This is a genomic window from Cupriavidus sp. 22TCCZM04-2 (assembly GCF_057798895.1).
In genome coordinates this window covers 200864-214163 of sequence record NZ_JBYOJS010000009.1, presented here as the reverse complement: position 1 = coordinate 214163, position 13300 = coordinate 200864, and the positions used below count along the sequence as shown (strand labels likewise).

11 protein-coding genes are annotated in these 13300 nt (G+C 66.1%); all 11 read left to right on the top strand.

Going from position 1 to position 13300, the window contains the following annotated elements; all coding sequences use genetic code 11:
• Positions 1–158: 158 nt before the first annotated feature.
• Positions 159–1400, top strand: coding sequence for a molybdopterin molybdotransferase MoeA (locus AC3FKG_RS15875; RefSeq protein WP_488743516.1), 1242 nt, complete (start codon positions 159–161; stop codon positions 1398–1400).
• Between the two features lie 30 nt (positions 1401–1430).
• Entirely contained in the window at positions 1431–1688 is a 258-nt protein-coding gene (moaD, locus tag AC3FKG_RS15870) for a molybdopterin converting factor subunit 1 (protein WP_488743515.1), read from the top strand.
• A gap of 1 nt (position 1689) precedes the next feature.
• On the top strand, positions 1690–2190 hold the full coding sequence (gene moaE, locus AC3FKG_RS15865) for a molybdopterin synthase catalytic subunit MoaE (protein WP_483708357.1): 501 nt from the start codon (positions 1690–1692) through the stop codon (positions 2188–2190).
• A complete protein-coding gene (gene crcB / locus AC3FKG_RS15860) occupies positions 2190–2570 on the top strand; it encodes a fluoride efflux transporter CrcB (protein WP_488743514.1) in 381 nt (126 codons plus the stop codon). The genes moaE and crcB overlap by 1 nt, the downstream gene beginning before the upstream one ends.
• A 203-nt stretch (positions 2571–2773) precedes the next feature.
• On the top strand, positions 2774–3394 hold the full coding sequence (locus AC3FKG_RS15855) for a TetR/AcrR family transcriptional regulator (RefSeq protein ID WP_483708355.1): 621 nt from the start codon (positions 2774–2776) through the stop codon (positions 3392–3394).
• A gap of 266 nt (positions 3395–3660) precedes the next feature.
• A complete protein-coding gene (locus tag AC3FKG_RS15850) occupies positions 3661–5784 on the top strand; it encodes a D-(-)-3-hydroxybutyrate oligomer hydrolase (RefSeq protein ID WP_488743513.1) in 2124 nt (707 codons plus the stop codon).
• A gap of 241 nt (positions 5785–6025) precedes the next feature.
• Positions 6026–8614, top strand: coding sequence for an ATP-dependent chaperone ClpB (clpB, locus tag AC3FKG_RS15845; RefSeq protein ID WP_488743512.1), 2589 nt, complete (start codon positions 6026–6028; stop codon positions 8612–8614).
• Between the two features lie 528 nt (positions 8615–9142).
• Entirely contained in the window at positions 9143–10147 is a 1005-nt protein-coding gene (locus tag AC3FKG_RS15840) for a sulfate ABC transporter substrate-binding protein (RefSeq protein ID WP_483708352.1), read from the top strand.
• A 77-nt stretch (positions 10148–10224) separates the two neighbouring features.
• On the top strand, positions 10225–10839 hold the full coding sequence (ssuE, locus tag AC3FKG_RS15835; RefSeq protein WP_488743511.1) for an NADPH-dependent FMN reductase: 615 nt from the start codon (positions 10225–10227) through the stop codon (positions 10837–10839).
• 200 nt (positions 10840–11039) lie between these two features.
• Entirely contained in the window at positions 11040–12098 is a 1059-nt protein-coding gene (locus tag AC3FKG_RS15830) for a sulfonate ABC transporter substrate-binding protein (RefSeq protein WP_488743510.1), read from the top strand.
• Between the two features lie 33 nt (positions 12099–12131).
• A complete protein-coding gene (gene ssuD / locus AC3FKG_RS15825; protein ID WP_483708349.1) occupies positions 12132–13295 on the top strand; it encodes an FMNH2-dependent alkanesulfonate monooxygenase in 1164 nt (387 codons plus the stop codon).
• The last annotated feature ends 5 nt before the right edge of the window (positions 13296–13300 follow it).

The following is a 13300-nucleotide window of genomic DNA, read 5'->3' as shown; positions in this document are numbered from 1 at the left end:
TGCGGCGCCGCCGCATGCCTTGGCGGCGTCAACTCGCTACAATCAGGCTAGCCGTGGCCCAGACCCGGCCCCCGCATTGCCCGCACCCGTCGATAGACGCTGTGCGACGCAATGCGCGGGCCGTTTTTCATGGGCGCTCCGAACCCACACATCCCATCATGACCCAAGCTGCAGCGTCTTCCCGCCCCCCGATGCTGACCATGGCCCAGGCGCTCGACGCCCTGCTGGCCGCCGCCCGTCCGCTGGCCCAGGTTGAACACGTCGACACCCTGGCCGCCAACGGCCGCGTGCTGGCTGCTCCGGTCACCAGTTCCCTGCAGGTACCTCCCGCCGACAACACCTCGATGGACGGCTACGCGATGCGCGCCGCCGATGTGCCTGCCGCGGGAACGCGCCTGCCGGTGTCGCAGCGCATTCCGGCCGGCCATGTCGGCACCGACCTGGCGCCCGGCACCGCCGCGCGCATCTTCACCGGCGGGTTGATCCCGCCCGGGGCCGATGCCGTGGTGATGCAGGAGCAATGCGTGGCGGATGGCAACGACGTGATCGTCAACCACGTGCCGCAATCGGGCGAATGGATCCGCAGGGCCGGCGAGGATATCGAGGCCGGCAGCGTCATCCTGCCTGCCGGCACGCGGCTTACGCCGCAGGCGCTGGGACTGGCCGCCTCGGTGGGCCAGGCACGCCTGGACGTGGTGCGGCGCGTGCGTGTCGCGGTGTTCTTCACGGGCGACGAACTGGCCATGCCGGGCGAACCGCTCAAGCCCGGGGCGATCTACAACTCGAACCGCTTCACGCTGCGTGGCCTGCTGGAAAACCTGGGCTGCGAAGTCAGCGACCTGGGCATCGTGCCGGACACGCTGGCCGCCACGCGGGAGACGCTGCGCAAGGCCGCACAGGGCCATGACCTGATCATTACGTCGGGCGGCGTCTCGGTCGGCGACGAAGACCACATCAAGCCCGCAGTGGAAGCCGAAGGGCGCCTCGACATGTGGCAGATCGCCATCAAGCCGGGCAAGCCGCTGGCGTTCGGGCAGGTCGGCAACGACGGCAGCGATCCGGCGTTTTTCCTCGGCCTGCCGGGCAACCCGGTATCGAGCTTCGTCACCTTCCTGCTATTTGTGCGGCCCTTCATCCTGCGCCTGCAGGGCGTGGCCGACGTGACGCCGCGGCGCCTGCCGCTGCGCGCGGACTTCGAGTTGAAGAAGGGCGATCGCCGCAACGAGTTCCTGCGCGCGCGCATCAATGCCAATGGCGGCCTGGACCTGTTCCCGAATCAAAGCTCGGGCGTGCTGACCTCCACGGTGTGGGGCGACGGCCTGATCGACAACCCGCCCGACCGGGCAATCGCGCACGGCGATACCGTGCAGTTCATTCCGTTCGACGGCCTGCTGGCATAGCGGGCGGTGCGGACGGTGCAAGAAGTCGTGATGAACATCGAACTACGTTTTTTTGCCAGCGTGCGTGAACAGGTCGGCGTTGCCGCTGAGCGCACGGAAATCCCCGCCGATGTGCGCACGGTGGGCGAGGTCCGCCAGTGGCTGCGCACGCGCGGCGGAGCCTGGGCCGAGGCGCTGGCAGAAGGCCGCGCACTGCGCATGGCCGTCGACCACGCCGTGGCCCGAGCCGATACGGCCATTGCCGATGGCTGCGAAGTGGCCTTTTTCCCGCCGGTAACCGGAGGCTGATATGACCGTCAGGGTACAGCGCGAAGATTTTGACCTCGGCGCAGAAGTCGCCGCCCTGCGGGCCGGCCGGCCCGGCGTTGGGGCGGTGGCAAGCTTCATCGGCACCGTGCGCGATGTGAGCGAGGGCAGCGCGGTCAGCGCGATGGAGCTTGAGCACTATCCGGGCATGACCGAGAAGGCGTTGGCGCAGATCGAGGCCGCTGCCTGCACGCGTTGGGAACTGTTGGGCGTGACCATCATCCACCGCGTCGGGCCGCTGCTGCCGCTCGACCAGATCGTGATGGTGGCCGTGGCGTCCGCGCACCGCGGCAACGCATTCGCGGCATGCGAATTCATCATGGACTACCTCAAGTCCGAAGCACCGTTCTGGAAAAAGGAAGAAACGCCGGAAGGCGCGCGCTGGGTCGATGCCCGCGTGACCGACGAGGCGGCCCTGAAGCGTTGGGGGATCCCGTCCATCAACGCCAGCGGCGCCGAGGCCGGCAGCGACGGCGGCAACTGATGGGCCCGCTGGGGTTCGTGGCGGTCGGCATTGGCGCGGCGATCGGCGCATGGCTGCGCTGGGGGTTCTCGGTCATCTGGAACGCCCTCAATCCCGCCTTGCCCTACGGCACCCTGGCCGCGAACCTGCTCGGCGGCTACCTGATCGGCGTGGCCGTCGGTTTCTTCGATTCCCATCCGGGGCTGCCGGCCGAATGGCGCCTGCTGGCCATTACGGGCTTCCTTGGCGGCCTGACCACGTTTTCCACGTTTTCCAGCGAGGCGCTGGCCAACCTCATGTCGGGCGACTACGGTTGGGCGCTGCTGCATGTGGCCAGCCATCTGGGTGGCTCGCTGCTGCTGGCCGGGCTGGGTTTGTGGACTTACCGCTTTTTGGCCTGACCGCAGGCGGGCGCGGCGCGGGTGCCGCATGGTACGGGAAAGCCATGCATTGACATCGGCCGCCGGCGGTCTATACGATGAAACGTGAATCAGCCCTCACGTTTCGCGGTGCCGCACCGGGCAGAGGAGGCCGGACGGCGGGGCAGGTCGCGGGACGCTGGTAACGCACACAGAGGGCGCCCGAGCGCCACAGTGGAGACACGATGTCCCAGACCGAATCGGGCAGGACTGACTCCGGCATCTGCCCGCCCAAGACAGCGCGCGGGCAGAAGACCCGCGAATCGCTGCTGCGTGCCGCCGAAAAGGTGTTCGGCGAGAAAGGCTACTACGTCGCATCGATTTCCGAGATCACGCAGGAAGCCAAGGTCGCCATGGGCACCTTCTACCTGTACTTCAAGGACAAGGAAGACATCTTCCGCGCGCTGGTCCACCACATGCTGGAGTTGTTGCGCGCCCACCTGCGCAACCACCTGGCATCGGCCACCAGCCAGCTGGACGCCGAACGGCTCGGACTGAAGGCTTTCCTGTCTTTTGTTTCCCGACACAAGAATCTCTACCGGATCGTGCTCGACTCGTATTCGGTGGACGAGACCATCTATAGCGGCTACTTCCAGGTCTTTGCGGACCTGTACAGCCGGCGCCTGAGCCGCGCGGCCGAGCAGGGCGAGGTGTGCCCGGGCGACGCCGAGGTGCGCGCCTGGTGCTTGATCGGCATCAGCAATTTCCTTGGCATGCGCTACGCACTGTGGAAGCGGCCGGCCTCGATGGACAAAGTGGTCGATGCCGCCTTCGACATGATCACGCGCGGCTTGCAGGCGCGGTGAGGGCGTTCTTACCGTGGTCTTCCGCACAGTCTGCACAGTGCCGTCGGCCATATTCGCTACCATGACCGGTGTGTTGCCGGCAGCGGCTGCTGTGGCTCGGGTTGCAGTCGCGCCCTGAACCGCGCCATGCACGCCGACCGGCAAGGTCGAACAACACATGCTGCGCGCACGCTTCCCGGGCCCGGGAAGGCGGCGGGTGGCCCGGCAGTTTGCAGTTCGGAAGTCTTCTCGGCATGAGCGGATAGTCAGCAAACCAGGAGGGTCCCATGCAGCATGACAACTTTCATCGCCGCGGCAAGATGGCTTTTGCTGCGGCCGCGGCATTGCTGTCCGCGGCCTGTGGCGGCAGCGACAGCGGCGACGGCAACACCAACCCCAATATCAAGCCGGCCAATATCGGCACGGTGACGATCAAGGCCTATGACGGCATCACGGACGACTTGCTGACCGCCGGCCTTGGCAAGGATGGGTTGGCAAGCGCCACGGCGCCGGTGCCCGCCAGCCCCAACGCGCCAACCGCGGCCGAGCTGCGCCGCTACGCGATCTACACAAACTACCGCGCGATCGTGGACACCACCGCCGGCGGGGGCTTCGGTACGTTCTACGGGCCCAATGTCGATGCGCAGGGCAATGTCACGACCGGGCAGGGCAGGATCGCCGGCGTCGAATACCTGGCCTTCTCCGACGACGGCAGCGGGCAGGAGAACGTGACGATGCTGGTGCAGATCCCGAACACGTTCAATCTCAGCAAGCCTTGCATGATTACCGCGACTTCGTCGGGTTCGCGTGGCGTATATGGCGCGATTTCCGTGGGCGAGTGGGGCCTGAAGCGCGGCTGCGCCGTCGCTTATACCGACAAGGGCACTGGCGCCGCACCGCACGACCTCGATACGGACACCGTGCCGCTGATCGACGGCACGCGCGCGACGCGCAGCGCCGCCGGCAGCAACGCACAGTTCGCGGCCAGGCCGGGCATCCTGTCGCTGGCCGATTTCACGACGCAGGCACCGCATCGCCTGGCCTTCAAGCATGCCCATTCGCAGCGCAACCCGGAGAAGGACTGGGGCAAGTTCACGTTGCAGGCCATCGATTTCGGCATTTGGGCGATCAATGACCGCTTTGGCCTGGTCGCCCGAAATGGCGTGCGCCAGCGGACCCTGGGCAAGAACGCGATCCTGGTGATCGCCTCCAGTGTCTCCAACGGTGGCGGGGCGGCGATCGCGGCGGCCGAGCAGGACGCCACCGGCATGATTGACGGCGTGGCCGTGGCCGAGCCCAACCTGAACCTGCCGCCGAATGCCAACATCCTGGTCAAGCGTGGCGGCAGGCAGGTCAATGCATCGGGGCGCCTGCTGTATGACTACATCACCACGGCCAACCTGCTGCAGCTATGCGCGTCGCAGGCGACCTCGCTGGTCAATGCGCCGGCGTTTGCGACCAACCAGTTCTACATCGCCCGGTGCCAATCACTGGTCGACAACAACTTGATCTCCGGCACCACGGTCAGCGACCAGGCGGCAAGCGCGCTGCAAACGCTGCACGATTCTGGCTGGGAGCCGGAATCGGATGCGCTGCATCCGTCGCTGGCCCTCTTCGACACGGCGGCCTCGATTGCCGTGACCTATGCCAATTCCTACGCCCGGGCCAGCGTGACCGACCGGCTGTGCGGCTACAGCTTCGCCGCCACGCTGACCGACTTCAAGCCGGCGGCGATCGCGCCCGCGGCGCTGGCATCGATGTTCTCGACCGGCAACGGCGTACCGCCGACCAGTACGGTGCAACTGATCAATGACCGCGACCTGCAGCATGGCCCGTTCCTGAATGGCCAGTCGGTGTCCGCCTCCAGCAACCGGCCCGATGCCAACTTCGACGGAGCCAGATGCCTGCGGGACTTGCTGACTGGCACCGGTTCCCAGGCGTTGGCGCTGCAGTCGGGCCTGTCCGAAATACAGCGTTCGGGCAACCTGCGTGGCAAGCCTGCGCTGATCGTGCACGGCCGCAGCGATGGCCTGTTGCCGGTCAATCACACCTCGCGGCCATATCTCGGCTTCAACCGGCAGCAGGAAGGCGCAGCCAGCAAGCTGTCGTATATCGAGGTCGAGAACGCGCAGCATTTCGATGCCTTCATCGGCGCCGTGTCGGGTTACAGCAACCGCTACGTGCCGCTGCACCTCTACCTGATCCGGGCGCTGGATGCGGTCTATGACAACCTCACGACCGGCAAGGCGCTGCCGCCGTCGCAGGTGGTGCGGACGATCCCCCGCGGCGGCGCCACCAATACCACCACCGCGCCGACGCTGCTGCCGGCCAACGTGCCGCCGATCTCGGCAAGTCCGGACAACGGCAACCAGATCACCGCGAGTACCGGGTCTGTACAGGTACCGGATTAATCCGTGTTCCGGATGGGCTCGCCGATGGGTCGGCGAGCCGCGCCCCGGTGGCGTATCCGCCGCTTGGGCCACTGACCTGCCTGCTCGCGCCATAGACCGATTTCTGCACTTTTTATCGTGCGAGGATCGCGTCGGCGTGGTCTTGAAATGTCAAGCCGAAGCCTTATCTTTCGGTAAGACATACAGTGTCCGGCCGGGCGAGCTCCCTAGCATCAGGACACTCACCGAGAGAGGGAATCCTATGCGTCTTGACAAACTGACTACCCGGTTCCAGGAAGCGCTCGCCGATGCGCAAAGCCTGGCACTGGCCAATGACAACCAATACATCGAACCGCAGCACCTGCTGCGCGCGCTGATCGCGCAGAACGACGGCGCCGCCAAGGCGCTGCTGCAGCGTGCCGGCGTGAATGTGAACGGGCTGCAGACTGCGCTGGACGCGGCCATCAAGCGCCTGCCGCAAGTGCAGGGCACGAGCGAGGTCCAGGTGGGCCGCGACCTCGTCAACCTGCTCAACGCCGCCGAGAAGGAAGCCATCAAGCGCGGCGACCAGTTCATCGCCAGCGAACTGTTCCTGCTAGCCGTGTCGGAAGACAAGGGCGACGCGGGCCGCATTGCGCGCGAGAACGGGCTCAACCGCAAGCCGCTGGAAGCGGCCATCCAGGCCGTGCGTGGCGGGGATACCGTCAACAGCGCCGACGCCGAAACGCAGCGCGAGGCACTCAAGAAGTACACCATCGACCTCACCGAGCGCGCCCGCCTGGGCAAGCTCGACCCGGTGATCGGCCGTGACGACGAAATCCGCCGCGCGATCCAGATCCTGCAGCGCCGCACCAAGAACAATCCTGTGCTGATCGGCGAGCCGGGCGTGGGCAAGACCGCGATCGTCGAAGGCCTGGCGCAGCGCATCGTCAACGGCGAAGTGCCCGAGACCCTGAAGAACAAGCGCGTGCTCGTGCTCGACATGGCCGGCCTGCTGGCAGGCGCCAAGTACCGCGGCGAGTTCGAGGAACGCCTGAAGGCGGTGCTGAACGACGTCGCCAAGGATGAGGGCCAGACCATCGTCTTCATCGACGAGATCCACACCATGGTCGGCGCGGGCAAGGCCGAAGGCGCGATCGACGCGGGCAATATGCTCAAGCCGGCGCTGGCGCGCGGCGAGCTGCACTGCATCGGCGCGACCACGCTGGACGAATACCGCAAGTACATCGAGAAGGATGCCGCGCTCGAGCGCCGCTTCCAGAAGGTGCTGGTGGACGAGCCGTCGGTGGAAGCGACCATCGCCATCCTGCGCGGGCTGCAGGAAAAGTATGAGCTGCACCACGGCGTGGAGATCACCGACCCGGCCATCGTCGCCGCGGCGGAACTGTCGCACCGCTATATCACCGACCGCTTCCTGCCCGACAAGGCGATCGACCTGATCGACGAAGCCGGTGCGCGCATCAAGATGGAAATCGACTCCAAGCCGGAGTCGATGGACAAGCTCGAGCGCCGCACCATCCAGCTCAAGATCGAGCGCGAAGCGGTCAAGAAAGAGACCGACGAAGCCTCGCTCAAGCGCCTGGACCTGATCGAGCAGGAGATCACGCGCCTGGAGAAGGAGTACGCGGACCTCGACGAGATCTGGAAGGCCGAGAAGGGCGCCGCGCAGGGCACGGCCGCGCTGAAGGAAGAGATCGAGAAGGTCAAGCTGGACATCGCCAAGCTGCAGCGCGAAGGCAAGCTCGACAAGGTGGCCGAGCTGCAGTACGGCAAGCTGCCGGGCCTGGAAGGCAAGCTCAAGGCTGCGACCGACGCCGAGGCCAGCGAGCAGAAGCAGCCCAACAAGCTGCTGCGCACGCAGGTCGGCGCCGAGGAAATCGCCGAAGTGGTGAGCCGCGCGACCGGTATTCCGGTGTCGAAGATGATGCAGGGCGAGCGCGAGAAGCTGCTGAAGATGGAAGACCGCCTGCACAACCGCGTGGTGGGCCAGGACGAAGCCGTGCGGCTGGTGTCCGATGCCATCCGCCGTTCGCGAGCGGGTCTGGCGGACGAGAACAAGCCCTATGGCTCGTTCCTGTTCCTGGGACCGACCGGCGTCGGCAAGACCGAACTGTGCAAGGCACTGGCCGAATTCCTGTTCGACTCGGAAGAGCACCTGATCCGCATCGACATGAGCGAGTTCATGGAGAAGCACAGCGTGAGCCGCCTGATCGGCGCGCCGCCCGGATATGTCGGCTACGAGGAAGGCGGCTACCTGACCGAGGCCGTACGCCGCAAGCCGTACAGCGTGGTGCTGCTCGATGAAGTCGAGAAGGCCCACCCGGACGTCTTCAACGTGCTGCTGCAGGTACTGGACGACGGCCGCCTGACCGACGGCCAGGGACGCACGGTGGACTTCAAGAACACGGTGATCGTGATGACGTCCAACCTCGGTTCGCAGATCATCCAGTCGATGGTGGGCGAGCCGCAGGAAGCGGTGAAGGGCGCCGTCTGGCAGGAAGTGCGCACGCATTTCCGTCCGGAGTTCCTGAACCGGATCGACGAGGTCGTGGTGTTCCACGCGCTCGACCAGAAGAATATCGAGTCGATCGCGCGCATCCAGCTGCAACGCCTGCAGGCCCGCCTGGCCCGCATGGACATGACGCTGGAGGTCAGCGAGCTGGCGCTGGAGAAGATCGCGAGCGCGGGTTATGACCCGGTGTTCGGGGCGCGTCCGCTCAAGCGGGCGATCCAGCAGCAGATCGAGAACCCGGTGGCGCGCGCCATCCTGGAAGGCAAGTTCGCCGCCAAGGACGTGGTGCCGGTGGACTACGAGGACGGCGAGTTCACGTTTGGGCGCAACCTCGACTAAATCGACCGGACGGTGTGCATCCAATAAGGACCTCTGAGGAGGTCCTTATTTTTTGTCCGCAATCGTGGGGCGGTTGATCTTCATCAACTGGCCAATGGGAACGGCCCGCTAATATCTGAACCGTCATGGAGATGCGGGGGCGCTCTTCATGACTTGTCTACCCGTTTCCAAATGGAAACTTGGCCCGCACCGCTAACACGGTGCGGGCGTTTTCTTTTGGGCATCCGGTTTTCGGCTCGGGCCGCCGTGCTACAGCTGGCGCATGTCCATTGCGCCATGCGCGCCCGACAGAATCACTCTGCAATGTCCTTGCATCTGGCGCTGGCAGGGCCCGGATCGGTGCCGTGCGCAGGCATGTGCATATTTCCGACCGATCTTATGCGGAAAACACGCAAGGTTCGGCGAAAGCATTCGTTCCGTTCAGATAGGCCGCTCGGTAGTCTTGCTCCTGACAGAAGCCCAGCCGCCACGGCGGGCAGCCAATGAGGCGCTCCAGCGCCATTCACGACACCTGACGGGAGCAACTAGATGATTCGCAAGCTGGCCATCGGCCTGGCCGCAGTGGCCGCCCTTGGCGCCGCGCAGACAGCGACGGCAACCACACTGCTCAATGTTTCCTACGATCCGACGCGCGAGCTGTATGTGGACGTGAACGCCGCATTCGCCAAGGCATGGAAGGCGCAGGGCGGCGATGCCGTGACGGTGCGCCAGTCGCACGGCGGCTCGGGCAAGCAGGCCCGTTCGGTGATCGACGGGCTGGATGCCGACGTGGTCACGCTGGCGCTCGGCTACGACATCGACGCCATTGCCGAGAAGGGCCTGCTCAAGTCCGACTGGCAAAAGCGCCTGCCGCACAACGCTTCGCCCTACACGTCGACCATCGTGTTCCTGGTGCGCAAGGGCAACCCCAAGGGCATCAAGGACTGGAACGATCTGGTCAAGCCGGGCGTGCAGGTTATCACGCCGAACCCCAAGACCTCCGGCGGTGCGCGCTGGAACTACCTGGCGGCATGGGGTTATGCGCTGCGCCAGCCGGGCGGCAATGACGCCAAGGCGCGCGATTTCGTCGGCGAGCTGCTCAAACACGTGCCGGTGCTCGATTCGGGCGCGCGCGGCGCCACCACCACGTTCGTGGAGCGCGGCCTGGGCGACGTGCTGATCGCCTGGGAGAACGAAGCGATCCTGGCGATCAAGGAGCTGGGACCGGACAAGTTCGACATCGTCGCGCCGTCGGTGTCCATCCTGGCCGAGCCGCCGGTTGCCGTGGTCGACAAGGTGGTGGACAAGAAGGGCACCCGCAAGGCGGCCGAGGCCTACCTGCAGTTCCTGTACACCGACGAAGGCCAGGAGATCGCGGCCAAGAACTATTACCGGCCGATCTCCCCGAAAATCGCCGCCAAGTACGCGGCGAACTTCCCGAAGGTCAAGCTGTTCACGATCGATGAAGTGTTCGGCGGCTGGCAGACGGCGCAGAAGACCCACTTTGCCGATGGCGGTTCGTTCGACCAGATCTACCTGCCCGGCAAGAAGTAATCCACCGAGACGGACGGGCCGGGGCCGGTGTCCCGGGCATCCGGCACCGTCCCGCCAACCCGAAGAAGGAAGCCCCGATGTCCATCCTCACCCTGTCCGGCAGTCCCTCGGCGCAATCGCGCTCCGCTCACCTGCTGGCCCACCTGCGCGGCGAGCTGGAAGCGGTTGGCGAAGGCACCCGCCACATCGACCTGCGCGGACTGCCCGCCGGCCCTCTGCTGGCCGCGCGCGCCGATGATCCCGCCATTGCCGCCGCCGCGCGCGCCGTCGCCGAGGCGCAAGTGGTGGTGCTGGCCACGCCGGTCTACAAGGCGGCGTACAGCGGCTTGCTGAAAGCCTTCCTCGATTTATTGCCGCAGACCGGCCTGCGCGACAAGGTCGTGCTGCCGATCGCCACCGGCGGCAGCCTGGCGCATGCGCTGGCGATCGACTATGCCCTGCGTCCGGTCCTGTCGGCACTCGGTTCGCGCCATATCCTGCCCGGCATTTTTGCCGTGGACCAGCAGATCGAGATCGACGGAAGCGAGCCCGCGCGCTTTGACGCCGCGCTGGCTCTGCGCCTGGAAGAGGGCGTGCTACGCGTGCGCGAGGCACTGGCCCGTGCGCGCATCGACGTCCCGCTTGAATTCGTGCCGGTCCCGCCGGCCCGGCGCGCCGTGCAAGCCGCGGTGGCGCAGCGATGTCCTGCCTGAGCTGATCCGTAGCCCGGCCGGCCACTAGCGCGTCAGCGCTGGCCGGCCTCACCGGCAATCCTGTTGTCATGCCGCCTGTGCACCAGGCCGGCAGGGCGGGTTGTTGCCCGGGTTGCTGCACACATCGGCCGACGATCCGGCCAAGACCATCCATCCATGCAGGCAGATTGCCGGACGCGTGCCGGCTCAGGAAAGAATCCATGACATCGTCGACCTTGTCGCCGCTTGCCGGCGAATCCGCAACCACTTCGCGCCACCCGCAGATCGCGAACCAGCGTCGGCGCCGCGCCCTGATTGCTGCACTCGTGATCGCCACCGGCGTGGCCTATGGCCTGGTGCCGGGCCGTGCCGAAGCCCAGTCGAAGACCGTCGATGCCAAGGTGCTGCGCATCGGCTACCAGAAGTACGGCACGCTGACGCTGCTGAAGGCGCGCGGCACGCTGGAGAAGCGCCTTGCGCCGCAGGGAATCACCGTCAAGTGGACCGAGTTCCCGGCCGGCCCGCAACTGCTGGAAGGCCTCAATGTCGGCGCGATCGATTTCGGCACCGTTGGCGAGGCGCCGCCGATCTTTGCGCAGGCCGCCGGTGCACAGCTCGCGTATATCGGCAACGAGCCGCCGGCGCCGACTGCCGAAGCCATCGTCGTGCCCAAAGGCTCCGCCATCAAGAGCGTGGCGGATCTGCGCGGCAAACGCGTGGCGCTGAACAAGGGCTCGAACGTCCATTACCTGCTGGTGCGCCAGCTCGAGAAGGCTGGCATTCCTTACAACGAGATCCAGCCGGTCTATTTGCCGCCGGCTGACGCGCGCGCTGCCTTCGAACGCGGCGCGGTCGACGCATGGGTGATCTGGGACCCGTTCCTGGCTGCCGCCGAAAAGCAGCTCGGCGCGCGCGTGCTGGCCGATGGCCGCGGCGCGGATGGCAAGAACGTGGTCAGCAACCATCAGTTCTATCTGGCGTCGCGCCCGTATGCGGAGGCAAAGCCGGAGATCGTAAGGCTGTTGCTCGATGAACTGGCATCGCTGGGTGCGTGGGCCGAGAAGAACCCGAAGGACGCGTCAGCAGTTCTGATCAGGGAGGTCGGCCTGGAGCCTGCCGTGCTGGAACTGGCCGTATCGCGGTTCTCGTATGGCGCGCGGCCGGTGAACGCCGAGGTGCTCGCCGAGCAGCAGCGCATTGCCGATGTCTTTCATTCGCTCAAGCTGATCCCGAAGCCGATCAAGGTCTCGGACGCAAGCTGGCAGCAGGCGCAGCGCTGAGGCGCGCGGCCACAACGATAACGAGGTTCCGACATGCAAGTTTTCTGGTTTATCCCGACACACGGCGACAGCCGCTACCTGGGCACATCCGAAGGTGCGCGTGAGGTCGGCATCGACTATCTGAAGCAGGTAGCCGTCGCCGCCGATACGCTTGGCTATGAAGGCGTGCTGATTCCTACCGGCCGCTCTTGCGAAGATCCGTGGGTAGTGGCTTCTGCGCTGGCTGCCGTGACACAGCGCCTGCGTTTTCTCGTGGCCGTGCGCCCGGGATTGATGACGCCGACGCTGGCCGCGCGCATGGCCGCCACGTTCGACCGCATCTCGAATGGCCGTCTGCTGGTGAATCTGGTGACGGGCGGTGACGTGGCCGAGCTGGAGGGCGACGGTTTGTTCCTCGATCACGCTGCGCGCTATGAGGCCTCGGCCGAATTCATCCGCATCTGGCGTGACGTGCTGGCGGCAAGCCACGACAGTGGCGAGATCAGCTTTGAAGGAAGTCATCTCAAGGTGAAGGGCGCGCGCGTGCTGTACCCGCCGTTGCAACGGCCGCATCCTCCGGTGTACTTCGGTGGTTCTTCCGCAGCCGCGCACGAACTCGCGGGTGAACAAGTCGATACCTACCTGACCTGGGGCGAGCCGCCGGCGGAGGTCGCGCAGAAACTCGCCGATGTGCGCAGGCACGCGGCACGCCACGGCCGCACGGTGAAGTTCGGCATCCGCCTGCACGTGATCGTGCGCGAGACCGAAGCCGCCGCCTGGGCCGCGGCCGACGATCTGATTAGCCGCCTCGACGACGACACCGTGGCGCGCGCGCAGGCGGTGTTCGCAAAGATGGATTCGGAGGGCCAGCGCCGCATGGCCGCCTTGCATGCCGGCGGCGGCAAGCGCACGCGCGAGGCACTGGAAATCGGTCCGAACCTGTGGGCCGGCGTGGGCCTGGTGCGTGGTGGCGCGGGCACGGCGCTCGTCGGCGATCCGCAACAGGTAGCGGAGCGCATGGGCGAATACGCGGAACTGGGCATCGACACCTTCGTGCTGTCCGGCTATCCGCATCTGGAAGAGGCCTACCGTTTCGCGGAACTGGTGTTCCCGCTGCTGCCGCGTTCGGTGCGTAGCAAGTTGCCGGGCCAGGTGCTGTCGGGGCCGTTCGGTGAAGTCATGGCGACCGGCATCGTGCCGCGCGCTTCGCAAAGCTGAGGAGA

What these genes read in the sequence shown, in the direction of transcription:
- AC3FKG_RS15875 (WP_488743516.1), top strand. Translation starts at nt 159, where the DNA reads ATGACCCAAGCTGCAGCGTCTTCCCGCCCCCCGATGCTGACCATGGCC.
- moaE (WP_483708357.1), top strand. Translation starts at nt 1,690, where the DNA reads ATGACCGTCAGGGTACAGCGCGAAGATTTTGACCTCGGCGCAGAAGTC.
- ssuE (WP_488743511.1), top strand. Translation starts at nt 10,225, where the DNA reads ATGTCCATCCTCACCCTGTCCGGCAGTCCCTCGGCGCAATCGCGCTCC.
- clpB (WP_488743512.1), top strand. Translation starts at nt 6,026, where the DNA reads ATGCGTCTTGACAAACTGACTACCCGGTTCCAGGAAGCGCTCGCCGAT.
- ssuD (WP_483708349.1), top strand. Translation starts at nt 12,132, where the DNA reads ATGCAAGTTTTCTGGTTTATCCCGACACACGGCGACAGCCGCTACCTG.
- AC3FKG_RS15830 (WP_488743510.1), top strand. Translation starts at nt 11,040, where the DNA reads ATGACATCGTCGACCTTGTCGCCGCTTGCCGGCGAATCCGCAACCACT.
- crcB (WP_488743514.1), top strand. Translation starts at nt 2,190, where the DNA reads ATGGGCCCGCTGGGGTTCGTGGCGGTCGGCATTGGCGCGGCGATCGGC.
- AC3FKG_RS15855 (WP_483708355.1), top strand. Translation starts at nt 2,774, where the DNA reads ATGTCCCAGACCGAATCGGGCAGGACTGACTCCGGCATCTGCCCGCCC.
- AC3FKG_RS15840 (WP_483708352.1), top strand. Translation starts at nt 9,143, where the DNA reads ATGATTCGCAAGCTGGCCATCGGCCTGGCCGCAGTGGCCGCCCTTGGC.
- moaD (WP_488743515.1), top strand. Translation starts at nt 1,431, where the DNA reads ATGAACATCGAACTACGTTTTTTTGCCAGCGTGCGTGAACAGGTCGGC.
- AC3FKG_RS15850 (WP_488743513.1), top strand. Translation starts at nt 3,661, where the DNA reads ATGCAGCATGACAACTTTCATCGCCGCGGCAAGATGGCTTTTGCTGCG.